This window comes from Desulfogranum japonicum DSM 18378 (assembly GCF_000429945.1).
GTDB lineage: Bacteria > Desulfobacterota > Desulfobulbia > Desulfobulbales > Desulfobulbaceae > Desulfogranum > Desulfogranum japonicum.
Map to the genome: position 1 here is coordinate 6,749 of NZ_KE386997.1, position 26,172 is coordinate 32,920.

A 26,172-nucleotide genomic window follows, 5' to 3' on the forward strand; every position below is an offset into this window, starting at 1 on the left:
ACTCCAGTCAACTCTGCAACAAAAAGAGGCTGAGCTTGCAGAGGCTAACTCGAAAATTTCTGATCTCGTTCAGCTTTCAGATCAAGTTCAACAGCTCAAAGCTTCTTTAGAAAACAAAGAGGTTGCTTTAAATGAAGTCACAGCCAAGGCTAATCAACTCGCGCCTCTACCTGAACAGCTCGGTGAACTCCAGACTGCCCTGGAGCAGAAGAATGCTGCACTCACCCAAGCAAATGCTAAAATAGCGGAACTTGCACCTCTACCAGAAAAGCTTAAAAAACTCCAAGAGGATATCATACAAAAGGAAACCATTCTCACGGAACTTACAGCCAAAGCTGAACAACTTGCTCCTCTACCTGATCAACTTAACGAATCCCAGACTGCCCTGGAACAGAAAGATGCTGAACTCACTCAGGCCAAAGCTAGAATCGCTGAGCTTGCACCATTACAGGAGGAAATCGTCCAGCTGAAAGAAACAATTCAGCAGAAACAAAGTGCATTGACTGAAGCTACGGCCAAGCTTGAAGAACTCACCCTGCTGCCTGAACAACTTACAGAACTCCAAACCGCGCTTGAACAAAAAGATGTCATACTTACCGAAGCAAACACGAAGCTTGAAAATTTTATGACATTAGAAGCGGAAACTACAAAACTCAGCGAAGTAATAGATCAAAAGGACGCTGCACTTGCAGAAGTAAACGCCAAACTTGAAACACTTCCTGATATACAAACCCAACTGGAAGAATCAACGAACAGACAGGCCGAACTCAGCGCTACTCTTCAAGAGAAAGAAACAGCACTTGCAGCAATTCAGGCACAGCTTGAAACTCTTCCTGCCATGCAGGAACAACTGCAACAGCTGCAGCAGGCCAATGCGAAACTCAATGAGACTGTTTCGGCAAAAGAAGCAGCTTTAGCTGAGGCACAACAGAGCATCTCTGCACTTACACCGTTAAAGGAACAGCTTGAACAATCCTCACAACAAATTTCTCAGCTAGCTGATAATGTTGAAAGCAAAGAAACTCGTATCAATGAGCTTTCTCAAGAACTGGATAAGTTACTGCAACAGAAAAACGCGTTGGGGGAAAAAGTAGAATCACTGCAGCAAACAGCAAACAAGTTTGACGAACTGAAGGTGTCATTGCAGAAAAATGTCGATGCTCTGACCATTGCCAAAGTCAAATTGGCCGAGGTAACCAGTGAACAGGATGTCATTGCAGATCTTAACGCTAAACTCGAAAAGGTCAGTCAACAATTTGAGGATGCCAAAGCTGCTCAACAACAAGCTGAGCAGAATGCCACTCAAAATAAACAACAAATTGAGCGGCTCACAACAAGTCTTGCTTCCAGTGAAGAAAAGATAGCCAGTCTCGAAACCCAGTTGCAATCCTCCTCCGAAAAAATAACTCAGCTCTCTGAAGAGTTAGCGGATAAGCCTGAAATAAATCAAGAAATGGTACAGCAGCAACAGGAAAGCCAAGACCTCATAACAGCATTAAAAACCCAAGTAGACCAACTGAAATCTCAACTGGATACCATGCAGGCAGAGCAGGAAAAGACCACGCAACAAATCCAGGCCCTTAACCAACAGCTTGAAGACAAAACACAAGAGCTGAGAACAGCTGCAGAAAATGTTATTGAGCTGCAGAAAATAAAGACAAGCCTGGAATCTCAACTGGCTGAAAGTAATAAAACGGCTGAGGCTTCACAGACACAGATATCCTCACTGCAAGAGAAAATCAACGCATTGCAAAACAAAAATGAGCAAATGTTGATGCAGACAACCGACAGTGACAATGATGGCGTCAATGATGCCCAGGATGCCTGTACCGATACACCTGAGGGTGTAACTGTTGATGCCACAGGATGTGAAGCTGATACAGACCAAGATGGCGTTGTTGATCGCCTGGACCTCTGCCCGGCCACAGAACAAGGCTCTACGGTAAATACAATGGGATGTCTCCCTGAGGCTGCCATTATTCTTGAAGGCGTCACTTTTAAAACAGGTACTGCAGTTTTAACCGATGAGGCAAAACAAGGGCTGGATAAAGTGGTGGCAATTCTAGCAGGCTTTCCAGCTATACAGCTCGAAGTAGCGGGCTTTACAGATTCCATAGGTGAAGAGACTCGCAACATGCAGGTTTCACAAAAGCGAGCCCAGGCCGTAGCAGATTATTTCATCAGCAAAGAACTTGCTGCGGAACGCTTTATCGTTAAAGGATATGGACCAGCAAATCCAATTGCTGACAACGGAACCGCAGCTGGGCGAGCTAAAAACAGACGTGTGGAACTCCATCCCATCACAGAGTAAACACGCTTTGAGCATTGAAAATAAAAAGGGCTTTGCCTATCATGGCAAAGCCCTTTTTTTGATTCTATGAACATTGATGAAATGCAATCATACGCTGGGAAAATACCTCCATATTTTTTTTAGCTCTCACATGTAACTGTTTTTAAATTACGGCAGACTTCCGATATCAGCTCTATATCATTGGTACAATGTATTGTTTGCTCGGTTGATTACTATTGCCTAAACTTAAGCAAAAATTCTCCTCTATGGACAGACACTACTTATATTTTTCAACAGCACACTCTGGTAATAGCCGAAGAATAGTCATATAATACTGTAAAATCACTTCTTGGCAGTATATTGCCTTTTATTCAGCACAGGAGTTATCATGCAAACCAATGCTGAAGCAGTAGACACGCCACTCGACTCCGCACTCAGTAAAACAAAAGACCCTCAATATCGCATGGTTAATCGTATCATGTGCCTTCATAACTATCAACCGGATGCCCTCATAGAGACCTTGCATGCTGCGCAAGATTCTTTCGGCTGTATTACATTGGAAACGATGCGCTATATCAGCCATATGCTGCATCTGCCTCTGTCCAGGGTCTATGCCGTAGCAACCTTTTACCACTATTTCACGCTCAAACCTCCGGGAAAACACCGCTGTGTCTTATGCATGGGAACCGCATGCTATATTGCAGGAGCAGAATCCATTGAAAAAGCAATTACAGAGAAACATCATATTTCACCTGGCGAAACAACAAGCGACGGAGAGATTTCTCTGTTAACTGCCCGTTGTCTTGGTTCATGTGGTCTGGCACCTGCCGCTATTTTTGACGATAAGGTCATGGGGCAATTAACCCCTAAAAATGTTCTTAAACAGTTGCAGGACTGGAGGGATCATGTCGCTGACACTTGAAGAACTGAACGATATTGCGGAAAAAGAACTGAGCAGACAGCAGCAATTTTCCAGACAGATCAGAGTGTGCTGTGCTGCCAGTTGCCTGTCCTGCCAGGACGCAGACCTAACGCAACAGTTACAGCAGACTGCCAGACAGCAGGCCATGGGAGAAACTGAAATTAAGCCTGTAGGCTGCCTGGGATTATGCAAAGAAGGACCGCTTGTTTCAGTGCACCCTGAAGGGACGCTTTATTCCCATGTGCAAATAAATACCTCAAAAGCTATTCTTCTCTCTGAGTCGTCCCTGCCAAGGCCCAGTGCAATTGATCCCGGGCAATCCCTTTTCTTCACCAGACAAAATCCAATTGTCTTACGCAACAGTGGCTCCATTAACCCAGAACGCATAGAAGAATATATTGCTGTTGGCGGTTACAAAGCATTGTATCAGGCCATACGTAATATGCATCCCGGAGAAATTCTATCACAAATTCAGCAAAGCGGTTTACGAGGACGAGGCGGAGCCGGATATCCCACAGGCCTGAAATGGTCTGCTGTTGCTAAAACAAAGAGCACCCAGAAATATGTGATCTGTAATGCGGACGAGGGGGATCCGGGAGCATTTATGGACCGGAGTGTCCTTGAAAGTGATCCACACAGCGTGTTGGAAGGTATGGCAATTGCCGGATATGCCGTAGGCGCTCAGGCTGGATATATTTATGTACGGGCAGAATACCCTCTAGCGGTTCAACGCCTGCGTACGGCTATCAGACAGGCAGAAAAATTTGGTCTCCTTGGTAACAATATTTTTAACTCATCCTTTCATTTTTCTTTGACTATACGATTGGGTGCTGGTGCATTCGTTTGTGGTGAAGAAACAGCCATAATAGCATCCATTGAAGGTCTGCCGGGTAAACCGCGACCTAGACCTCCCTACCCTGCCACATCAGGCATAAAAGGCTGCCCTACTCTAATCAACAATGTAGAGACATTCGCCAACATCTCCCCTATTCTTACTCGCGGGAGTGCGTGGTTTGCTGGTATCGGCACAGATAAAAGCAAGGGAACCAAAGTTTTTGCCCTTGCAGGACGGGTGAAGCGAACGGGTCTCATAGAAGTTCCCATGGGGACGACTTTACGTGAAATCATCTTTGATATTGGTGGTGGAATAAGCGACAACGGCACATTTAAAGCAGCCCAAACCGGTGGACCTTCAGGTGGCTGCATTCCAAAACAACATCTGGATATCCCCATGGACTATGAATCACTGGCCTCAATCGGGTCAATTATGGGATCAGGAGGGTTGATCGTTCTGGATCAAAGCTCCTGCATGGTTGATGTGGCGAAATTTTTTATGGAATTCTGCACGTCAGAATCATGCGGTAAATGCGTGCCATGTAGAGTTGGAACCATGCAGATGTACACCATTCTGGATAAAATAACCCGAGGACAAGCACAACTAAGTGACCTCGAACAACTTGAAGATCTTTGTGATCTTGTCCGATCAACATCGTTATGTGGTTTAGGTCAGACTGCTCCCAACCCTGTTCTCAGTACTCTTCGCTTTTTCCGTGATGAATATATCTCCCATATTCAAGATCAACACTGTCCAGCCGGTGTTTGCTCTCTGCTAACTGGAAAATAAAGACCATGACAGATCACAGACTCCAAAATAGCGTACGGCAGCGCCATTCACTTCATCCTGAAGATATTGTTACCCTGGTCATCGATGGCCAACAGCTAACTGCCGACCCCAACGACACCCTGCTCACTATTGCCCAAGCCCACAATATACACATCCCTACCCTCTGCTTCCTTGAAGGAATCTCTGCTTACGGCGGCTGCCGTGTATGCCTGGTTGAGGTAGAAGGCTATGGCAAACTGGTCCCTGCCTGCCTTACCCATCCTGCAGAGGGCATAATTGTGCGTACCCAGTCGCCACGTGTTATAGAATACAGAAAAAAAATTGTTGAACTTCTACTCAGTGAACGTAATCATATCTGTTCTGTCTGTGTTACCAACGGTCATTGTGAGCTGCAACAATTAGCTTCAACTCTAGGAATCACCCATATTCGCTACCCAGGTCTCTTCCCATCACTTGCAATTGATGCAAGTAATACGCGATTTATTCATGACCCCAACAGATGTGTACTCTGCAGTCGCTGCGTGAGGGTATGTGCAGAGATTGAAGGAGCCCATACCTGGGATATTATACATCGAGGCATAAAATCCAGAGTATCTGCTGATCTCAATCAGCCCTGGAAAGAAGCTGTTACCTGTACCGGATGTGGAAAATGTGTTCAGGCCTGTCCAACCGGAGCTCTCAGTGAACAAGGTAAGGCTGTTGGAGAGATGCTGAAAAAGAGATATACAGAATCTACAACATAATTCTATGGCATGATCCCAGGCAGGAGTACGAAGATGACCATAAATACATTGCAGATTGCAACTATCTGGCTTGACGGGTGTTCAGGGTGTCATATGTCTTTACTTGATATGGACGAACACCTCGAAAAGATTGCTCACCTCTTTGATATGGTCTACAGTCCCCTGGTTGACTCAACGTCTCTTCCGGCTTCAGTGGATCTTATCCTCATTGAAGGAGCTGTAAGCTCTGAAAAAGACCTAGAACACCTTATGAATGCACGGAAAAGTGCTGCATGTCTGGTCGCTCTGGGGGATTGCGCTGTAACCGGTAATGTCCCGAGCATGCGAAATTCATTTTCTCTCTCTGACGTTCTTGCCACAAGCTATCAGAAAGATGTTTCTGCCAATCCGCAGATACCAACCGGTTTTGTTCCAGCCCTTCTTGAACACGTCACACCTCTGCACGCACATGTTCAAGTGGACCATTTTCTCCCAGGCTGTCCTCCTCCTGCGTCAGCAATTTTCGCACTCTTATCGCATCTGCTGCAGGGAAAGCAACCTGATGTCAGCAAATTGAGCAGATTTGGATCTTGAATCTACGGGGAATATCATGGATCAACCCATTATAATTGAACCTATTACACGCATAGAAGGTCATGGCAAGATATCCATCCATTTAGCGCCCAATGGAGAAGTAGCTGACGCCAAACTGCATGTGACCCAATTTCGAGGATTTGAGACATTTTGTCAGGGCCGACCATTTGCAGAGATGATTTCCCTGGTAGAAAGAATATGTGGAATTTGCCCGATCAGTCACTCCCTTGCATCTGCCAAAGCCTGCGACGATATTCTAGGAATCAGAGTCCCTGAAACTGCACAAAAACTCCGGGTTTTACTGAATTGCGGCGAGTTCATCCAGTCCCATGCTTTAAGCTTCTTTCATCTTTCAGGCCCTGATTTAATTCTCGGTATGGATGCACCTGCAGAAAAACGTAACCTGTTTCACATGTTACAAAGTCACCCTGAGATAGCCAAAGACGGTATTCGCCTCAGGCAAATTGGCCAGCAAATCATTGAAGGCTTAACAGGAAAACGCATTCATCCAGCCTGGGTTGTACCTGGTGGGGTCCGTACTCCACTGCAGGAGCATGAACGAGATACACTGCTTGAACGTCTGCCGGAAGCGCAGGCTATTCTTGAGAGAGCTATTACTCTCTTCATTGAATCACTTAAAAAATGGCAAGATGAAATTGAACACTTTGCTAATTTCCCAACGCTTTTTGTCGCTCTCACCAACAGTTCGGGCCAACTCGAGCATGTACATGGTAATCTGCGATGTATTGACGAAAATGGTGCAATTCTGGAGCAATGTCAAACAGCAGCCGCCTATCAGGATATTATCGGCGAAGCCTCTGAACAATATTCATACTTGAAATCTCCGTTTTATATACCAAGGGGATATCCTGCTGGAATGTACAGGGTTGGTCCTGCTGCGAGGCTCAATGTGGCAAATGGATGCCCTACTCCATGGGCGCATACATTGTGGGAGCAGTTCAGATTATTTGCACAGGGTCCTATTTTGAGTTCGTTTTATAATCATTTCGCTCGATTGGTAGAAATTGTTTACTGCCTTGAAACAGCAGAACAGTTACTGCAGGAATCAAATATCACAAGCAAACATATTCGCGCCCATGCACAACCAAATTACCATGAAGGAATAGGAATTGTTGAAGCTCCCAGAGGAACGCTTATCCATCATTATAATGTTAATACAGATGGACTGATAGAGCGGGTTAACCTCATCGTGGCAACAGGGAACAATAATCTTGCCATGAATAAAGGCCTGGTTCAGGTTGCAAAAAAATGGGTGAAAGGTTCTTCTCTGTCTGAAGGTGCTATTAATCGTCTCCAAGCCGTAATCAGGGCCTTTGATCCGTGTCTCAGCTGTTCGACTCATGCCGTGAGAGGGCCGGTTACCGCCATTGAATTACTCAATTATGATGGAAAACTTCTGGATTCCATATGAACAAGACTGCTTCTCCCCAACTACATGGCCGAGAAAAAGACCGAATCGTTAAACAGGCTCAACCTGAGGAATCAACTCAAGAAGTTGTTTATAATATTGCGGTGTGGAGAGAATCCAGGCCTGCTCGTCTTTATTCATAAACTCTAAAATATCCTCTGCGTTCCGTACATCATTCCATTTGGCTACGACCTGAGCCTCTCTGGTTGTAAATACACCTCGGAGATGCTGAGGGACGGGAATGATAAACGATGTCCGACGTAAAGCACAGCTTTTATCCTGGATAAGGTCTTTCACCCTAGGTGTTCTTTTGACCATTTCCTGATACCATGGCAGAAGTTCTTCCATCTCCTGAAGCACATAAGGCCTGGACACCTCTTCCGGAGTGACCAACAGACCTTTATGCTGAAACCACTCCCCCCAGTCTTTTCTGGCTGTACAATAGGAAAGAGGAATAGCAAGCAACATACCGATAATTGCAGGCATCATCCAGGCGAGAAGCTGACCAGAATGAAATGTTGCTCCCACTGCCATAAGCAGTCCAATACATGTATGAACTCTGTGCTTGTAAATCACTGTTGACCAAGGCAGAGAACCGTCATCACGACGTTGAGCTGACCAACCACTATCTCTGCCGCTGAGTATAGACCAGACTGCACCGGTATGGATAAGCATCATAACCGGCGCAATAAGTGCGGAAAGAATGACTTCAGTCAAGGCACTCTTCACTATTTGCCATCCTCCGCCCAGGATTTTACGAGAACTGCGTCTGCAGAGATTATCGATTACACCTAAAAATTTGGGACAAAAAAGTACAGACATGGTCACAGCAAAAAGACGCAGCGCCCGTTCAGCATCCAATATTGGCCACACAGGAAACAGGGAAAAAGTAGCGGGAAAATATTCCGGCCGTACAAAATGAGTTTGCAGCGCCATGGCAAACCCTGCCAATACCAGCATCAGCCACAAGGGAGAACACATAAAAGACATTATTCCAGTAACCATGTGCATTCGACTTACAAAGGTAAGGCCTTTGGAAAAAAGTATCCTTGTATGTTGCATATTACCCTGGCACCAGCGCCTATCGCGAACTGCCATATCTAAAAGCGACGGTGGGCTTTCTTCATACGATCCCTGTAGATCCCAGGCAATGTCCACCACCCAACCGGCACGGCGAAGAAAAGCAGCCTCAACAAAATCGTGGCTGAGCACATGTCCTCCGAAAGGAGGCTTGCCTGGCAAAACCGGCAATCCAGCTGCTTCCATAAATGCGCTCACCCGAATAATGGCGTTGTGTCCCCAAAAATTCCCATCTTTATCTGCCCACCAGGCCAGTCCCGTACCAATTACAGGCCCGTAAATTCTGTTCGCAAACTGCTGGAGCCTGGCCATGAGTGTTTTACCCCGTATCAGACATGGGATGGTCTGAATCAAGCCAGTGTCCGGACAGGCTTCCATTCTCCTGGCAAGCTCTATAATGGTTTCTCCTTCCATCAAGCTGTCAGCGTCCAACACGACCATATGATCGTATAATCGCCCCCAGTTAACGCAAAAATCCTGAACATTACCTGCTTTTTTGCCAATATTTTCTCTGCGTCTCCGGTAGAAAACATTCGCCTTCCCCTGGAGTTTTTTCTGAATTACTCGAACCGCCTCTTCCTCCTGCAGAAAGATGTCAGGTTCTGTTGTATCGGAAAGAACGAACCAATCAAAACTCAACCCTGCATTGTTCTGTATAAGCCCATTGGCCATTGCCTCAATGGCGGCAAACACATGGGCGGTATTTTCATTGTAAGTCGGGATTAAAATAACATTTTTTGACTCAACCTTTTCTTTCATTTTGGGTTTCTTTGTACATACTATACGAAGGCCAAAACCAAAAAGACCACTGACACAAGCCAATGCAATCCAGAAAAAAGTCGCACCAAAGAGAGCAACCACAATATACTCTGTCCAGGCTGTATCCCCGACAGCAAACACCTGATGCATTTCATTTACGGCAAATGCAGTCAGTAACGTTGCTCCCCCCAAGACAATTACTCTCCTGTACCCGCGAGAACGAACAGCAGAAGAAGAAACAGCCTTTCTCAACTTACATACAGAGAGAGATTGCGGGGGCATCTCCCCTGGTAGCTTACTTGGGGTAACTTTCATGATTTCGATGTCCATCTATAGAGCCATGTTTCAGCCTTTCTATTGTCTTCAAACTTTAATTCAAGCCGAAGCTCGGAGAGTGCTACACCATCAGGCTGTAAATGAAAACTCACTCTGTAGCCATGCACATGTGGATTTTTTTGAACAACAACATTGCTGATTTTCCCTGCAGATGCAAGCACCTGTGCATCTGGCAAAATTGTTTCATCAAAATCAGGATCAGTATAGTCCACAACAAACAAACGATCAGGAGTGGGATGTTTAACATCAGCCCTTCCCATTCTTGTGGCAACAACCCGGGCTATATCTGTTATGGATTCATTGCCCCAGGAAAGTCTGTAGCTGAACGAATACTCGCTTCCAGCTTTAAACAGTTCTCTGGGTTTCCAAAATGCGACAATGTTATCATGTATCTCAGATTGACTCGGGATCTCCACAAGAATGACATTTCCATCCCCCCAGTTTCCCACAGGCGCAACCCAGAGGCCAGGTCTGTTTTCGTATGCTGCTTCAAGATCTTCATAGGATGAAAAATTACGTTCGCGCTGCATCAGCCCAAAACCAACAGGCGCAGAATCTGCAAAAACACAGATCTGCAATGTCTGAGGATTCGCAAGAGGCCGCCAGAGTCGTTCTCCCTTACCTGTTTCCATCAACAACCCGTCAGAATCATGGACTTCCGGCCGGAAATCATCTGCCACCCTTCCATTCATGGAGAACATATACATACTGGTCAAGGGAGAAAGCCCTACTTTGTCCATGTCGGTTCTTGGAAACAATGTGGCTTCGACATCCATTATTGTATTATCACCAGGACGAATGGTAAAGCGATAGGCACCAGCCACACTGGGACTATCAAGGAGAGCATGAACGACAATAGAGTTGCTTTTAGTGGTAGGTTTTTCTATCCAGAATGAACGAAACACCGGGAACTCCTCACCTTTAGGATCTCCGGTACGTACAGCCAATCCCCTTGCAGAAAGCCCGTAATTCTGTTTCTTACCAAGCGAGCGGAAATAACTTGCCCCTTGGAAAACCACTACTTCATCAAAATAATCCGGCCTGTTCATGGGATTATGAAGACGGAAACCTGAAAAGCCCACTTCTTCCTTAGGTAAGGATTGATCTGGATTGTTGCGATTTACAAACATTTCAGGATGATAATGCACTGTATGAACACGATTCTTTTCAACAATTCCAACCTCAATCGGATTTTTAAAAATATGCCCAAGAAGGAAAAATTGCATCTGATAGGGTAAATCCGTTTTTGCCCAAATTGCCTGTTTAGGCGAAAAGGCAATATTCCGATAGGTATCGTAGTCCATATTCTTTATGGCGTCAGGTATGGTCTGCTCAATTGGTTGATAAGGTTTTCTTGCCAGATTTCTAGCATAGGAAATGACCATTTCCCGATTAAATGGCCCATCCTGAATGAGAAAAGGCGATGACTCCTCCTGGGCTGTACAAACCGAAGACATCCCTAAAAAAAAGAATATAACAAACACTGTAGACAAACCTTTCATAGACAACTCCTTCTAAAAACGAGAGTACCTGCACTCAGTTAGCAGCACGTGCAATGTGCACAGGAAATATATTTTTCAAGGATGCAATAAGATCAAAATTTCGTTAGAAACAATTTAATTTTAAGTTAAAAAACTCATTCCATCTTGATGCACTTTCCTAATAATCTGATGGATATATCGCTTAAGGGTCACAGAACAAATAAATTATCCAATCTTGCTTGTCTCTCAACTCGGTAACGTCATCGCGTAAATGGCTCAATACGGCCGATATGGAACCATTGACGCGACGATGTTACCATACCGATATCCTACGCAATTTTTGAATATCTATTATTTTCCGTGACCCTAAGATAATGCTGACATGCAGCAAAACATGTTTCCAATTGCACCACAGATATACACTTGATATTATATGGATAAATTCAAGAGCGTAATGAAAAATTGCTCACGAAGTCCATATGACATATTGTCCGACACTTCATTTAAGCAAAAAGCATTCCAATTTATTGAGATAACAATATGGGATAAAAAAAGAAAACGAGAAAAAAGAGAGGACCTGAATACTTGTTTTTTCCCTCAAGATCTATATGCAAAAAAAATAAGACTTCAAACGTCATATGAACACCACCTTAGACTTGATATACCAGCTTATTGAGGATTCCCGTCTCGTGGAACTTATCCAGGCACTGGATGGCGAACAACTTCTACAGGTTATCGATCATGTGGGGGTGGAAGATGCAGGAGATTTCATGTTACTTGCCTCTCCCACACAACTTACCCAGATTTTTGACAACGTATTCTGGAAAAACAGCAAACCAGGGGGAAGGGAACAATTTGATCCCCATCAATTTGCACTTTGGCTGGAAATAGCCTGGGAGCACTCAGCTGATACGGCTAAAAAAATTATCAACGATATAGATGATGAATTACTCACCCTTGGTCTGGCTGAAAATCTAATCGTCATTGATCATGAATCCTTTTTGCTGCGTATGCAGAATTCAGCTCGATCTTTTGAAGACGATCTGCTTGACAAACTCCTTGATAGTGATCGCTTAATGGAATGGAGCAACTATTTCATTATTCCAAGAACCGGAACCAGCTGGGATGCGATTATTGCCATACTGGTGGATATTGATAATGAAGACAGTGACCGGGTAAACAGAATGCTGGAGACGATAAACCATATTTCCACAGAATACATTCAAGATAACGGTGAGTTATATCAAGTTCTTACTTCCTGCGAAATGCTGGAAAGTGATTTGGCTGCTGCACGGGAAGGGAGAAGGGAAAAACAGGGGTATGTATCACCTGAATCAGCTGTAGCGTTTCTACAACAAGCACAGATAACCACTCTTGATGAACTTATATCATCCCCAAAATATGATTATTTGACCAGTTGCTATTTTGCGGCGTTTTCACCGACTGAACGTGCACAAATGAGAAGCAAAACGTCCCGTACAGGGGTTCTGGAATACATTTCCAACTCTTTCCCAGGTACTGGCTATCAGTTTTCCGATACTGCAAAAAAAGTCTCTCTGGGGATAGAAAAATTACCCATGGAACCCGAAAAAAAGACTCCTCAAGCGGATATTACCTCGGCACTTCAGCTGATTAAAAGAGAGGAACCGCAAAATTTCAACAAATATATTTATGAACTCAACTATCTTGCCAATGTTTTAATTGCTGGAGATATCAGTACAAATAGGCAATTAACACCAGTTGAAGCAGCCGAGAGAACCATACAGGTCTGCCAAGCTGGAGTGTTACATATTCTCGATTCAGGACAGAAAATACATCCGCATTCCATCAAACAACAAATATTCAACAACGGTTTAGTGAAACTATTTCGTATTGGTTGGAATATAACAGCCAGTAGCAGGAATCAGGAGTAGCCCGCATTTCAGCCCTTCATTTTACAGCCATGGTTCGCGAAGAGTCCCCAGCAGCTCGATGATCTCTCTTGTATTTATCCTGATTGGAACAAGTACATGAATGCAATCACAATGTCTCCTCTTTTGACATTGCTGAACTAATCCGGCAATTTGCAAATCCACCTGGCAGATGGTTTAACCTGTTCACTTAGGATATATTGGTCATAGGTTGTTAACAGATCCCCTTCTTTCAGATAACCTACCACCGTATCAGGTGCGTCCTGGGAAACAACCGGCAGAAAAGAAAAATGACGACTGGAAAAAATATGAAACGCATCTTCAAGATTTTGATCCTCTCTCACCGTCACTACTTTGCGGCTCATTAAATCAGCAGCCACCACGCTCGCTTGATCCTGGCTGTCGTCAAGAAGAACGGCACGCACATCGCGCAGGCTGAGTACTCCTGCTAATTTGTCTTTAGAATCCAGTACAACGAAGTGTGGAAAAGAACTGGTCAACACCAGATCCATTACGTCCTGCAACGGCATATGGGTTCGAATGGTCTCAAAATTGCGAATCATAGTGTCGCTGATTCTAATAGCCCGTAATCGATTGACATCGTGTCCACGGACGATTTTTATTCCGCGATTTAGGAGTGTGGTTTCATAAATAGAATAACCATGCAGAAGCCGAACCACTATTATTGCTGGTATACAGGCGGTCATCAATGGAAGGACAACTTCATAATTATAGGTGAGTTCAAAAATAGTCATGATCGCAGTGATCGGGGCCAAGGTTGTTCCGGCAACCACAGCTCCCATACCGACTAAGGCAAAATGGCCTGACGACAATAAAGCCTGGGGCCAAACACTGATTGCCAGATGACCAAAAAGTGACCCCAGCATTGCTCCCTGAAACAAAGAAGGTGCGAATATTCCGCCACTCATTCCAGAACCGACACAAACTGCGGTGCAGATGAGTTTGGCTAAAAGAAAGATCAGCACCGCTGAGAACACAAGTGAACCATTAAGAGAACTATGCATGGTTGTTGTACCAAGGCCAAGGGCTTCAGGAGCCGCAAGACCAATACACCCCGCTATGACACCACCGATGCAAGGCGTCAACCATGGAGGAATACGCAAGTGCTCCCACAGTTGACTGGTTTTGAAAATTGCCCACAGAAATAATAGACTGAAAAAACCGGCAGCGATACCGAGTCCAAAGTAAAAAATCAGCTCAATTGGCTGCTCCAGGGAAAAAAAAGGAATTTCAAATACAGTTTCTCTGTCCCAGAAAAGCCTGGAGACAACGGTGCCGGTAACAGCAGCGATGACAATGGAAGAAAGAGACCCCACTTCCAAATCAAACAGGAGTATCTCTACAACAAACATGGTGCCGGCAATAGGTGCCTGAAAAATAGAGGCTATACCTGCGGCAGCGCCACAGGCTATGGCAAGCTTACGTTGCTCCGGCCCCATGCGGAAAAGCTGAATTATAGAAGAGCCAATGGAGGCTCCTATCTGCACAGTGGGCCCCTCCCTGCCTACGGAATTACCTGCAGCAACAAAAGTAGCTGTTACAAAGCTTTTCAGAGCGGTAATTCGATGACGGATAATGCCATCTTGCTGGTTAATAGCAACCATCACCTCTGGGACGCCGGTACCCCTTGCTTCCGGAGCGACATACATAAGCAACGGCCCCAACAGAAGTCCGGCCCCAGCGGGGATACCCACCTTCATCCACCAGGGCGAGCAACTATACTGATGGAGAAAATCAGCTCCGGCCGGCCATAAAAAACTCTGTTCCCAGCCAATGAGCCAGCGAAAAGCCACTGCAGCAAAACCTGCCAGAGCACCAATTGTCACAGCAATCAGCAGAGGTAACAACATATGATTAAAAGAATGTTTCAATGTTATCCTCTCCGAATAGCCAGTGTTTGTCCTGTGTCGAGATTTTTGAGTTACGTTAAGACAATAGCTGTGAAAAAAACTTTATCCACTTGTAATGGTCTCTCAGGGTCGCGAACATTAATAAATACCCAAAAATGGAATATATCGGTTTGGTAACGTCCTCGCATCAATGGTTTCATACTGGGCGTATTGAACCATTGACCATTGTTTAACGAGACACACCAACAGTACACATCCTGCGCATCACAATTGACAAGAAATAACAAACACAAACCCTTCAACCAAGCTGCAAAAGGAATAAATTCATTAATCCAATAATAAACCCCAGCATAGCTCCAAAGAGATTAATATACTTAAACTGCTCTTCCATAATTGATAGCAGCAACTGTTCAAGCTTCAATAAATCCAACGTGTTAATTTTATCAGTTACCAACTGGCTGATCTGCAATGACTGCACCAGGCCTGGTACTTCTTTGAGAAAAACCCTGTTCAGAGTCATAACACCATATTCAGTTATTGCCTCATGAATAGAAGGATGAATCATTGTCGAAAGTTGACCGATACGTATCTCCAGGAGACGATGACCAGCTGTACAAAGAAATTTTTGTAGATTTTTTTCAATATTGCTGCTTCTGGTAACGGCAAGAATGACCTTATGTAATGCAAACTCTTTTTGATCAATTGTTTTTGACGCATTAATTTTTTCTAAAAGACTATCAACAGTCATACTGCCATTTGCAATAAAGGCCTCACAAGTCTCCTTAATCAACCGTTGCATGCCCCCCGCCTCCTGGTTGGAGAACGGCATCAATATCATCTGCGCAAGCGAATACAAAAATGCCTGTAGTTTCTCCTCACCAATGTGGTCCTTAATATCTGCAAAGCTTGCATCTAACAGGCCATCAATGTGTTGCTGAAGCGCGATCGTTACCTTTTCTATCAACTTGGGATTCTGCAACCAGGTGAGTATTTCATCTTCCTTACTCTGTAGATACGTGTCCAGGCTTTGCTCCAGGTTTTCAGCGTCAATGAATCCTTTTGCCATGGCTCCCATTGGCCCAAGAGAATCCAAGAAATGGTCAACTGCGCCAAGTATTCCCTGGATAATTTTACTTCGGACCTCAGGTTCGGTTAGCTGTCGTCCCATGAGTTCAAGTAATTGTGGAGCCTGGTCTCCCATGACACCGTGTAACATCTGGACCAATTGCTCAGGACATACCTGTCGAAGACATTTCTCCGCCTTGCATCCCTCCTCAAACCAGGCTAAAAAAACTGAACCTATTTTTTCTTCAGTTTCTGAAGAGGCTAATACCGAACCGAAAATTTGTCCAGCCAGGCCATACAGTTGTTCCCTTGTACGTTTATCAATGAACACCTCTACAGGTTCTGAGCCTAACTTCTCCAATTGTCCCTGCGTGGTTTCATGCAGCTGTCTTTCCCATTCATCGGTACTGAAATATGCTGTCATCCGTGCAGCCGCCGTTTGAGCGAACTGTTCCAATCCGCCGGAAACCATGGCATTATGCGATTCAGGCATGAGAGATGATAAAGTGCCCAGATCTTTATCCAACAACTCAGCAAGACGATTTGAAATAATATTGTGAAGATGCTGTTGGAACTGTTCTGTAGAGAGAGCGGTTCCTATTTCTGTACTTGTCAAAAGGTGACTTCCAACCATTTCACCAATATTGGCGGCCAGATCATGCCTTTTTGAGGGGATGACCCCAGGTGTCATGGGGACTCTAACCCCAAATATTCGCCAGGCCTTTAACGGCCTGAAAAGCATACGGATGGCTACCCTGTTTGTCAGATAACCGATAAATGCACCAATTAGAGGAGGCCCGGCATAGGTTGCAGCGGGTAAAAACTCAGATATCATTGTTGTTTACTAATGGTATTTGTTGATCGAATCAGTGCCTGTTCATACATGGTATCTTTGCCATATCGTGCATTATGCCAAATGTTACCTCTACGCATCAAACATATGGCTACCGTAATTTTTCACATCTCTGCAATGTAAAGCAAAGCCCTCTTTTTCGAGCAGACACCTGTTGTATTATTTATCCAATGTTACAAGTGGCACAAGTTCTTCTGGTGATGCCACCAGATACTTTGCTCCTGCTTGTTGCAATTCTTCTCTGGTTCGAAACCCCCATAGAACGCCGGCACTGTCAAGCCCCGCATTGGCAGCGGTCTGCATGTCAATAGAGGTGTCTCCCACATAAAGGACTTGCTGTTTTTCCATTCCCAACTGTTCAACTATTTCCAATGCCCCCCGAGCATCAGGTTTTTTGGGAACACCAGGCCGCTGTCCAAGCACCTTGAAAAAGCTCCATCGAGGAAGTAATTTTTCAACGCAGAGCGTTGTAAAATCGTGAGGTTTATTAGACAGAATGCATAAGGTAGCACCACATTCCTTCAGGCCATCCAGCATGTCAGACACGCCCTTATACGGTCCTGTTTTAGCGTACCAGTTTCGACTATACTGGGTTTTGAAAATTTCTATGGCCGTTCCCAGGGTTTGGGTTGTCCTCTCATCTTCCGGTAAAATTCTTTCCACGAGTGTATGCATGCCACTGCCAACAAAGTACCGGTAAGCATCGACAGGATGTTCCGGGAATCCCAACTGCTTCAGCGTATGATTTGCGGCGTCGGCTAGGTCGTCAAGGGTATCTAATAATGTTCCGTCAAGATCAAAAATTACAGCTTTATAATACATGTATTGCCTCAATGTCATTGTATCAGAGGGTAACGGGTTTGAGCAGCCAGTCTCACATTTTAAAAAATGAGATAACACATTCCTGTTTCCATGCCTTATTTTGAAAAGCAGAAAATCTTCAGGCTTGGTAAGGGGCGCGAAAAATAAAACCTATCCACAAATTATACAGGATATCAACGAGATTAGATACTTTCTTTTATGCGCGATCCTAATGGCTCAAAGGTAATGAAAATCGGGGAACTGTAGCTCTGTGGGCAATGATTTATACATAAAACTTATACTTTGCTGAACCTGCAAATCATGCGGCACGCGTCTTACGAAGTACCCCGATTCTTTATTTCAGACAGTTTAATTACGTCTCCCCCCTTTACAATGCAACAAAAAACCTGATAAAAATGTATGATTTGGGTATGCTATTATTCAGGAGACTGAAATACCACATGAAAGGTTGGCCCATAGGTAACTGGCACCACCTTGTGGAACCGAATAAAGCTGGGACAGCTGGTCCCTTTTCAGAACCAGCTACCGCAACACACTCGTCATGCGGGGGTCCTTATTATCAAACGGAGCACCGCACACCACGGAGTCTATGACACAACTGAACACATCTTCACAGGCCATGGTTGATCTTACCAGAGTTTCTAAAACATATCCTCCGGATGTGAGAGCCTTGGATGATATAACCTTGTCGATCAGCAAAGGAGAACTTGTCTATCTTATTGGCCGCAGTGGATCCGGCAAAACTACCCTGCTCAAACTTATCAGCAGGATTGACCGTCCCACCAAAGGTATGATCGAAGTGGCGGGAATGGATATCACTAAAATTCAAGACAACCGCCTGCACCTACTCCGAAGAAAAATAGGCATGGCATACCAGGATTTCAAACTTCTCCCTGACCGTACAGTGGCAGCTAACGTGGCGATCTCGATGGAAGTTGCTCATAGAAAAAATTCTTTTATCCATAAGCAGACAAAAGAATTACTTGATCGCCTCGGCTTGTCCAGAAAAACCCACACGCTTGCCGCTGAATTGTCCCGTGGAGAACAACAGCGTGTTGCCATAGCCCGTGCAGTTGCCAATCAACCCGAAATAATTCTGGCTGACGAGCCAACAGGAAACCTGGATTCTGATACCACATCACGGGTCATGGACCTTTTTCATGAACTGCATAAAAAAGGTACGACTCTACTGATAGCTACACATGATGAAAATATTTATAAAAATTCCTCAAACAGAATTATTGAGTTAAGATTTGGCCGACAGCAAGCGACTGATCTTCCCGCTCCGATAGATACTCAATCAATAATCCTGTGACACAGCCCTATACCATGAGCCTTGTATCAACTGCCCTGAGCCATACAGGTCGAAATCTGAGACTGACCTGGAAATCACAGTTCATGACCCTTTGCACAGTTACCTTATCGGTGCTGATCTTTTCTTTTTTCTACCTCATCTACATTAATGCCATGCATATCAGCCATGAACTTGGTGATGATCTTCGGCTTGTCATTTATCTGGATGAAGAACCTTCTGCTCCCTTGCAGGAAGAATACAGGAGAAAAATTCTCAAATTCGATCAGGTGGAAAAAATTGTCTTCATTAACAGAGATGAAGCATACAATCGATTCAGTGACCAACTGGGAGAAGACAAAGATATCCTTGTGGATATACCTAAAACCTTTCTTCCTCCATCCATTGAAGTGTATCCCATAAAAACACTGGACAGCCTCTCCAGGATTAAACGGTTTTCAGATTATCTGCAAACCTTACCTGGCGTACTCAAGGTACAATACGGCAAAGAATGGATTGAGCGGTTCTATTCTTTTGTCCAGATTATTCGCATTGTGGTTATTCTTTCAGGCTTTCTCCTCATAATGACAACAACTTTCATGGTAGCGCATACCATTCGCCTCACCCTGCTTGCCAGAAAAAAAGAACTGGAACTTCTCCGACTTGTCGGGGCCACCAACAATTACATCCGAACCCCTTTTCTTCTTGAAGGAGCATTGCAGGGACTTTTTGGGGCATCGTTAGGTGTAGGCGCACTCTTTCTCCTGTACACGTGGATTGAACTGCAATTCACAGGAGCGACTTTATTACGTCTGTTCCCATTTACATTCCTCTCTCCCAAATCCATTGTTCTGGTCATCGGTGCTGCAACCTTGCTCTGCTCGTTGGGGAGCTTTACCTCAACACGAAAAATGATTCACTTGTAAAGCCTATCCATGCGACTGATTACTACCGTGCTCATCATTAGTCTTTTTTCTTCATGTCTTGCTGCAACAGGATTGTGCCTGGCTGCGGAGTCCCAGCCTATTAAACGACACAAGTTGACCATAGGTAAGCTCAGGCAGGAAATGAAATCACAGAGTATAAAAATTGAACAAAATGAACAAAAGCAAAGCAGCCTGCTTAATGAATTAAATACAATTGACGATAAAATAGCTGAGCAACAAGAAAAAGTTCTTCAAATTCAAGACAAAATCATTGAGCAAAAAAAAATAATTGCCTCAAAAACCGCTGAAATAGAGGCGATAAATGCAGAAAAAATGGCCTTGCAGGCTCATCTAGAAAAACGTTTACATGCATACTATCTCATGGGGAAAAATGGCATACTGCACATTGCCTTTTCCAGAGAATCTATCCCTGAGCTTCTTATATTCAACGATTCTTTTAAATATCTTGTAACGTACGACCATGCTATTTTTGAAGCATATCGCCAGAGAAAAGAATCTATTATACATGCAAAAAAAGCACATGAACTGGAAAAAAGTGTCCAGGAAAATTTTTTACAGCGTGCAGAAGAAGAAAAAAAGACACTTCTCTACATTTCCGAGCAAAAGAACCATCTTCTTAAAAGAGCTAAAACTGAAAAAAGCTTATATGAACTTGCTCTAAAGGAAATGAAACTCTCAGAAACTGAGCTGACAGATCAAATAGCAAGTCTTAAGAAAAAAGAGGAAAAAAAAGCCAAAGGATTTCTTTTGAACAAAGGGAAGCTCACCGCTCCAGTAGATGGAACTTTGCTTTCAACCTTTGGGCAATCCGACAAGGATGTATCCCAGTCAAAAGGTATAACAATCAGCATACAGGATGGTGCGCAGGTGCATGCCATTTTTCGCGGCAGAGTTATTTTTACTGGATACATGCGAGGATATGGCAGAACGGTTATCATTGATCATGGCTACAATTACTTCACAGTGACATCACGACTAGAACAGATTATTGTCGAAAAAGGCGATAAGGTCGAGCAAGACCAGATTATAGCTACCAGCGGTGATATTGCCACCCTTTTTGGGAAAGGACTGTACTTCGAAATCCGCCAGGGATCCGTAGCACAAGACCCTTTGGAGTGGCTCCGACCAAACGCTTTTTCCCAAGAACAAGATCCCGGCAAGTAAATAATTACCCTGTTTGATTTCTGATTAAACTGAGAATTGCCACATTATCCATTGCCACACCAGCTATTTCCAGTTACCCTAAATAGTTAAGATCAAGATATCTTATTTATCCACAGACTCAATGATAGAAATCATGAAGCTCCCTTTTTCACTCCACCCTTTCATATATTCTTATCACATGCGCCTCAGTATTGTTTTATGTTGTATTGCAATAAGTTACCTGTTTCCTTTTACTCCAGCCATTGCCGATGATACATCGCAGAACAGGGACACCTATCAGCAGTTGGAAACTTTTGCCAACGTTCTCACCCTGCTCCAGCAACATTATGTGGATGAAATAGATACTGAAGATGTTATCACCGGAGCCATAACAGGTATGCTCAGTTCTCTTGATCCTCATTCTGCTTATATGTCTCCTGAAGATTTCGCGGAACTGCAGGAGGAAACCAAAGGCAGCTTTGATGGCATTGGCCTGGAGATAACCATTCGTGACGAAGTGCTTACTGTTGTAGCCCCAATAGAGGGAACTCCAGCAGCGAAACAAGGTATACAGTCCGGAGATCAAATACTAAAAATCAATGGAGAAATAACAAAGAATCTCTCTCTGATCGAGGCTGTTCAAAGACTCAGGGGAGCCAAAGGAACGAGCGTTACTCTTTCTATTTTCAGAAAGTCATGGCAGAATATGCGGGATATCACCCTGAAGCGAGATATCATTCCTGTGCAGTCAGTACGTTCTTTTGAACTGGAACCCGGTATTTTCTACATACGGATTTCTAATTTTCAGGCAACCACCACGCGTGATTTCCGCAAGCAGCTTGCAAGCGAGAAAAAAGATCATCCCATTAAGGGGCTGGTCCTGGATTTACGTAACAATCCTGGGGGGCTTCTTGACCAGGCTGTTAAAATTTCGGATATTTTTATCGAAGAAGGGTTGATCGTATCTACTAAGGGGCGCAATGGTCAGGAGCAGATGGTGTTCAATGCACATAAAGGCGGCTCCGACACAGATTACCCCATGGTAGTCCTCGTTAATGGAGGGTCAGCGAGCGGAGCAGAAATTGTTGCCGGAGCTCTGCAAGATCATAAACGTGCGATTATACTCGGAACAAGCACCTTTGGTAAGGGGTCGGTTCAAACTATCCTTCCTATTCCGGGAGGAGCAGGAATTCGTCTGACAACGGCCAGGTACTATACTCCGAGTGGAGACTCCATTCAGGCAACAGGAATAAAGCCTGACCTTATCGTCCCCCTGAACGAGGTACAGCCTGAACAGCAGAAGGGACAAGCACAGCATCAATTAAAAGAACGCGACCTTCCCGGCCATTTTACCAATGACGGCACGACAGAAGTCCATGAGGCAGACCAAAAGCCATCAGTCGCGCCTGCCTCAGAAGAAGATGAAAATGGCGCAGTCAGCCAACGCCTGGCAACGGATAATCAACTGCGCACAGCCTTGTTCATCCTGAAAAGCCTGGAAATTGCTGGCAAACAGTAGAGCATACCCTGAACCGATGCCTGTTCAAAAATGCTGACTTGCATTAACGTTTAGGACACGCTCAACATTTTGCCATAAACATTGCTTGCCTTGAACATTGGTTTTCTGGAAATACAAGCGGAAGGAACACAAAAGCTTTCTCGCCCAGAGAGCAGCTATCAGGCTACTTGAGGCCAAGCTCTCTGAGCATGCTTTCATTTTCAGTCCATTTTTTTCGTACTTTTAACCAAAGATGAAGACGTACTGAACAACCAAGCAACTTCTCTATGTCAGAGGTGGCCTGCTTACGAATTTTTGCGAGCATCCTTCCTTTGGCTCCGATAAGGATTCCTTTCTGTGACCCCCTTTCAACCAGGATGGTGGCGTGAATAATAATAGGTGAGCTATCATCAGTTTCCTGAAAAGAATCGATGACCACTGCGGTTGAATATGGAACTTCTTCCTTGGTTAAAAGAAATATTTTTTCACGGATGATCTCTGCCACTATAAAACGCTCAGAGGCATCGGTTGGAATATCGTCTGGGTAATACTGAGGGCCCTCGGGAAGAAAAGAAACAATTTTTGCAATCAGTTCTTGCGTCCCCTCCCCGTCCAGGGCACAAACCGGCATTACAGCATCAAACCCATGCATTTCCACAAACCATTGAGTCAGTGGCAGAAGCGCTTCTTTTTCTATCAGATCGGATTTATTGAGAGCTAATACGGCGGGAACACGAATCTGGCTGAAATACTCCCGGTACTGTTTAACAACCTTTTCTCTTTGTTTGTGTGACATTGCAGCGCTATCTTCTACAAAAAGTACCACATCTGCCTCATCCACACTGTCGAGAGCAACTTTTACCATTTCCTGGTTCATCAAATCACGCGCTTTGTGCAAACCAGGGGTATCCAATAATATGATCTGGTATGTATCGCTGGTCACTATACCGGCAATACGGTTACGGGTTGTCTGTGGTTTGTGTGAGACAATTGATATTTTTTGTCCCAAGAGATAATTTAACAGAGTGGACTTGCCTGCATTGGGTGGCCCCACAATGGCCACAACACCGGAACGATAGTCAGCAAGGCCATTGTTTTGCCTAAATTTAGTCAGTTCCATAATATTCCAACATAGCCTTATAGCCTCATTTTAACTTTTAAAAAAAATAAACTTAAGAAATTAATGACAAAGGATAATATTCCTGCTATCCACTGTACCTTACCATGACTTATAAACTTCGCAATGCGTAAGCTTGTAATTTTCGTCATTTCTGGCCGCGACAGATTCAAGGTCTTTGGCAATTACATACAGCACCGTCCCACGGATGAACAGCCTCCGGCAAAATACTACTATAGCGCATTGCATACATTTGCCGAACATCATGAATGAATTTTGGAAAATTACGATAGAACCCCCTTTGCTGCATACGTTGACCATCTCCCCCCATGCTCATGAGAAATTCGAGTTAGACACATGATCAGTACCGGTAACCTCATAGAGTATTTGGATAGTGGCAAATTTCTTTGCGCCCTTGTCACCCAGGTCCAGGATAAGCGACTTCTTGTCATCAATCAAAATGGCAGAGAGATACCTTTGCCCGTTGCCAGAGTGCTCTCTGCTTCCAGCGAACAATACAGCACGAACCAGACAAGGGAAGAGGTCATGGACCTGCTGAAAGCAACAGCTGATAAACGTGCGGCGTTGGCAGCAACTTTCGATTTAGAGGAACTGTGGCAGATTGTTTCAGAAGAAGAACACCTAACATTCTCCCCCCTTTTCCTTGCTGAATTGATTCTTGGCCACCAGCCTGACGATGATGACCTTGCAGCGTTCCTCAGAGCTGTTATAGCAGATCCCTTTTACTTTAAATATAAAAATCAGCGAATAACGGCGTATACGCCTGAGCAGGCAACACACCTGCAGGACGAATTTCAAAAGCAGCAGGAAAAGGAACAACTGCTTAAGGATGGAGCGTTCTTCCTTCACAAAATACTCGAGGGCGAGCCTGTCAGTTCCGACCAGTGGCCAGACAAAGATAAATGCCTCACCTGGTTGGAAGACTATGTCCTTTTTGGTAACGATGCGCAAGAAAGCAAGCTGATAAAAAATCTCCTCAAAGAGGCATGTCTGACTGCTCCTCATGTTGGGTACAACATTCTCGTACGTGCCGGCAAATGGGACCGGGATGAAAATCTATCCCTGCGCAGATCCGATCAACCGGTTGATTTTTCCGATGAATGCAATGTTAAGGCAGATTCCTTTAAAGAACCCTCGGCTGAAGAACTGTTAACCGATACCAAGCGTAAAGATTTTCGCAGCCTTAACATTGTTACCATTGATGGTACCTTTACCCGGGATTACGACGACGCTCTTCACATTGAACGTGTTGATAATGGATACCTGGTCGGGATTCACATTACCGATGTCAGCTATTTTGTATCTCAACGCGATGTTCTTTTTGCTGAGGCTCAGCAACGGGGCACCAGTCTGTACTTCCCGGAAGGCCATATCCCTATGCTGCCCCAAACTCTTTCCCTGGGAGTTTGCAGTCTTATACTTGGAAAAATCCGTCCGGCAATAAGCTTCCTGGTCACACTATCCCATGATGGCATGATAATGCACACCAGTATCGTTCCATCTGTTATTCAAGTAAAAAGACAGCTGAGTTATCGTGAAGCAGATACGCTAGCTGAAACAGACCCTGACCTGCGTCTGATGAGCAGGGTCAGGGATCTTCTGCGTAAACGTCGCGTGGACAATGGTGCTTTACTTTTACCCTTTCCCGATGCCAATATTGACACCAGAGACAAGGATAATATTCAGATTTTTCTTTCTCCCATGGATACGCCTTCTCGCAGCCTGGTTTCTGAACTCATGATCCTGGCCAACGGGGTGGCGGCAGATTTTCTCGCCAGTCGGGGAGCACCAGGTCTTTTTCGTTCTCAGCCACCGCCTAAAAAGCGTATCATTGAGGGTATCAATAATAGTCTCCAGGATATTGCCCTGCAGAGGAGGTTTCTTTCTCGAGGTGAACTGACAGCGCACCCCAAACCGCATAGCGGCCTTGGACTAAACAGCTATACCACCATTACGTCTCCGATTCGCCGTTTCCTCGATCTGGCCATGCAGCACCAGATCAGTAACATGATTCATGGCAAAGGCATATTGTTCTCCAGCGAGGAGTGTAAATCCTTTGCTGGAGTTATCCAGCAAAAATTAAGCCGTGCCAACAGTGTACGCCAACAACGACACAGGTATTGGATTTTACGCTATCTGGAACCCAAAGTAGGTCAAAAAATGAATGCCCTGGTTGTTGGCCAGGGAAGCAAACGGGTTAACCTGCTCCTTACTGATTGCCTGTTTGATGTAGACCTACCTCCCAACCCCTACTTTCCCGTTGATCCCGGCGACATGGTTCGTATACGTATAGCTAAGGTCAATCCTCTCGATAATATTCTGAAGGTCGAATGGTAATAAAGTGGTCTGGCAAGGCCATAGCTGTTCATAGCTGAGGATTTTGGTTAGAAAGTAGGG

At 44.6% G+C, this 26,172-nt stretch carries 18 protein-coding genes; 12 read left to right on the top strand and 6 right to left on the bottom strand.

Annotated elements, in window-relative coordinates; all coding sequences use genetic code 11:
* The 6 genes from G493_RS32820 to G493_RS0125945 form a co-directional block, all read left to right on the top strand.
* Positions 1-2,311 (top strand): OmpA family protein (locus tag G493_RS32820; protein ID WP_161629894.1); only part of this gene is annotated, 2,311 nt, incomplete at its 5' end.
* A 367-nt stretch (positions 2,312-2,678) separates the two neighbouring features.
* Positions 2,679-3,212: a bidirectional hydrogenase complex protein HoxE gene (hoxE, locus tag G493_RS0125925; protein WP_035276013.1), complete on the top strand. Its 534-nt coding sequence runs from the start codon at positions 2,679-2,681 to the stop codon at positions 3,210-3,212.
* The gene (locus G493_RS0125930; protein ID WP_028582675.1) at positions 3,196-4,836 is read left to right on the top strand and encodes a NuoF family protein; all 1,641 of its coding nucleotides are present in this window, start codon (positions 3,196-3,198) and stop codon (positions 4,834-4,836) included. The genes hoxE and G493_RS0125930 overlap by 17 nt, the downstream gene beginning before the upstream one ends.
* Positions 4,837-4,841: 5 nt before the next feature.
* On the top strand, positions 4,842-5,579 hold the full coding sequence (gene hoxU / locus G493_RS0125935) for a bidirectional hydrogenase complex protein HoxU (protein ID WP_051309986.1): 738 nt from the start codon (positions 4,842-4,844) through the stop codon (positions 5,577-5,579).
* Between the two features lie 33 nt (positions 5,580-5,612).
* Positions 5,613-6,152: an NADH-quinone oxidoreductase subunit B family protein gene (locus tag G493_RS0125940; protein WP_028582677.1), complete on the top strand. Its 540-nt coding sequence runs from the start codon at positions 5,613-5,615 to the stop codon at positions 6,150-6,152.
* A 16-nt stretch (positions 6,153-6,168) separates the two neighbouring features.
* On the top strand, positions 6,169-7,584 hold the full coding sequence (locus G493_RS0125945) for a Ni/Fe hydrogenase subunit alpha (protein ID WP_028582678.1): 1,416 nt from the start codon (positions 6,169-6,171) through the stop codon (positions 7,582-7,584).
* A 48-nt stretch (positions 7,585-7,632) separates the two neighbouring features.
* Here G493_RS0125945 and mdoH read toward each other — a convergent pair whose 3' ends face one another.
* Both mdoH and G493_RS0125955 read right to left on the bottom strand, forming a co-directional pair.
* A complete protein-coding gene (mdoH, locus tag G493_RS0125950; RefSeq protein ID WP_028582679.1) occupies positions 7,633-9,735 on the bottom strand; it encodes a glucans biosynthesis glucosyltransferase MdoH in 2,103 nt (700 codons plus the stop codon).
* Positions 9,732-11,258 (bottom strand): glucan biosynthesis protein, encoded by a 1,527-nt coding sequence (locus tag G493_RS0125955; protein WP_028582680.1) that lies wholly within the window; start codon positions 11,256-11,258, stop codon positions 9,732-9,734. Before G493_RS0125955 ends, mdoH begins: the two co-directional genes overlap by 4 nt.
* Positions 11,259-11,875: 617 nt before the next feature.
* Here G493_RS0125955 and G493_RS0125965 point away from each other — a divergent pair.
* Positions 11,876-13,150, top strand: coding sequence for a DUF6178 family protein (locus tag G493_RS0125965; protein WP_028582681.1), 1,275 nt, complete (start codon positions 11,876-11,878; stop codon positions 13,148-13,150).
* Between the two features lie 137 nt (positions 13,151-13,287).
* Here G493_RS0125965 and G493_RS31440 read toward each other — a convergent pair whose 3' ends face one another.
* The 3 genes from G493_RS31440 to G493_RS0125980 all read right to left on the bottom strand — a co-directional run bounded on the left by G493_RS31440 (position 13,288) and on the right by G493_RS0125980 (position 17,758).
* The gene (locus G493_RS31440; RefSeq protein WP_232363839.1) at positions 13,288-15,039 is read right to left on the bottom strand and encodes a chloride channel protein; all 1,752 of its coding nucleotides are present in this window, start codon (positions 15,037-15,039) and stop codon (positions 13,288-13,290) included.
* A 277-nt stretch (positions 15,040-15,316) separates the two neighbouring features.
* Positions 15,317-16,918, bottom strand: a complete 1,602-nt coding sequence (locus G493_RS0125975; protein ID WP_028582682.1) for a DUF445 family protein — start codon at positions 16,916-16,918, stop codon at positions 15,317-15,319.
* 177 nt (positions 16,919-17,095) lie between these two features.
* The gene (locus G493_RS0125980; protein WP_028582683.1) at positions 17,096-17,758 is read right to left on the bottom strand and encodes an HAD family hydrolase; all 663 of its coding nucleotides are present in this window, start codon (positions 17,756-17,758) and stop codon (positions 17,096-17,098) included.
* A 589-nt stretch (positions 17,759-18,347) separates the two neighbouring features.
* On the opposite strand from G493_RS0125980, the gene ftsE reads away from it, so the two are divergent.
* The 4 genes from ftsE (at position 18,348) to G493_RS0126000 (ending at position 22,658) form a co-directional block, all read left to right on the top strand.
* Entirely contained in the window at positions 18,348-19,073 is a 726-nt protein-coding gene (gene ftsE, locus G493_RS0125985) for a cell division ATP-binding protein FtsE (protein ID WP_051309989.1), read from the top strand.
* A gap of 83 nt (positions 19,074-19,156) precedes the next feature.
* Positions 19,157-19,975: a cell division protein FtsX gene (locus G493_RS0125990; RefSeq protein ID WP_232363840.1), complete on the top strand. Its 819-nt coding sequence runs from the start codon at positions 19,157-19,159 to the stop codon at positions 19,973-19,975.
* A 9-nt stretch (positions 19,976-19,984) separates the two neighbouring features.
* A complete protein-coding gene (locus G493_RS0125995; RefSeq protein WP_028582686.1) occupies positions 19,985-21,160 on the top strand; it encodes a murein hydrolase activator EnvC family protein in 1,176 nt (391 codons plus the stop codon).
* 133 nt (positions 21,161-21,293) lie between these two features.
* Positions 21,294-22,658, top strand: a complete 1,365-nt coding sequence (locus G493_RS0126000) for a S41 family peptidase (RefSeq protein ID WP_232363841.1) — start codon at positions 21,294-21,296, stop codon at positions 22,656-22,658.
* Positions 22,659-22,821: 163 nt separating this feature from the next.
* Here the strand turns inward: G493_RS0126000 and era are convergent, their stop codons facing one another.
* On the bottom strand, positions 22,822-23,757 hold the full coding sequence (gene era, locus G493_RS0126005) for a GTPase Era (protein WP_051309992.1): 936 nt from the start codon (positions 23,755-23,757) through the stop codon (positions 22,822-22,824).
* 354 nt (positions 23,758-24,111) lie between these two features.
* Between era and G493_RS0126010 the strand changes: the two genes are divergently transcribed.
* Positions 24,112-26,112 (top strand): ribonuclease catalytic domain-containing protein, encoded by a 2,001-nt coding sequence (locus G493_RS0126010; RefSeq protein ID WP_028582689.1) that lies wholly within the window; start codon positions 24,112-24,114, stop codon positions 26,110-26,112.
* Positions 26,113-26,172 lie beyond the last annotated feature (60 nt).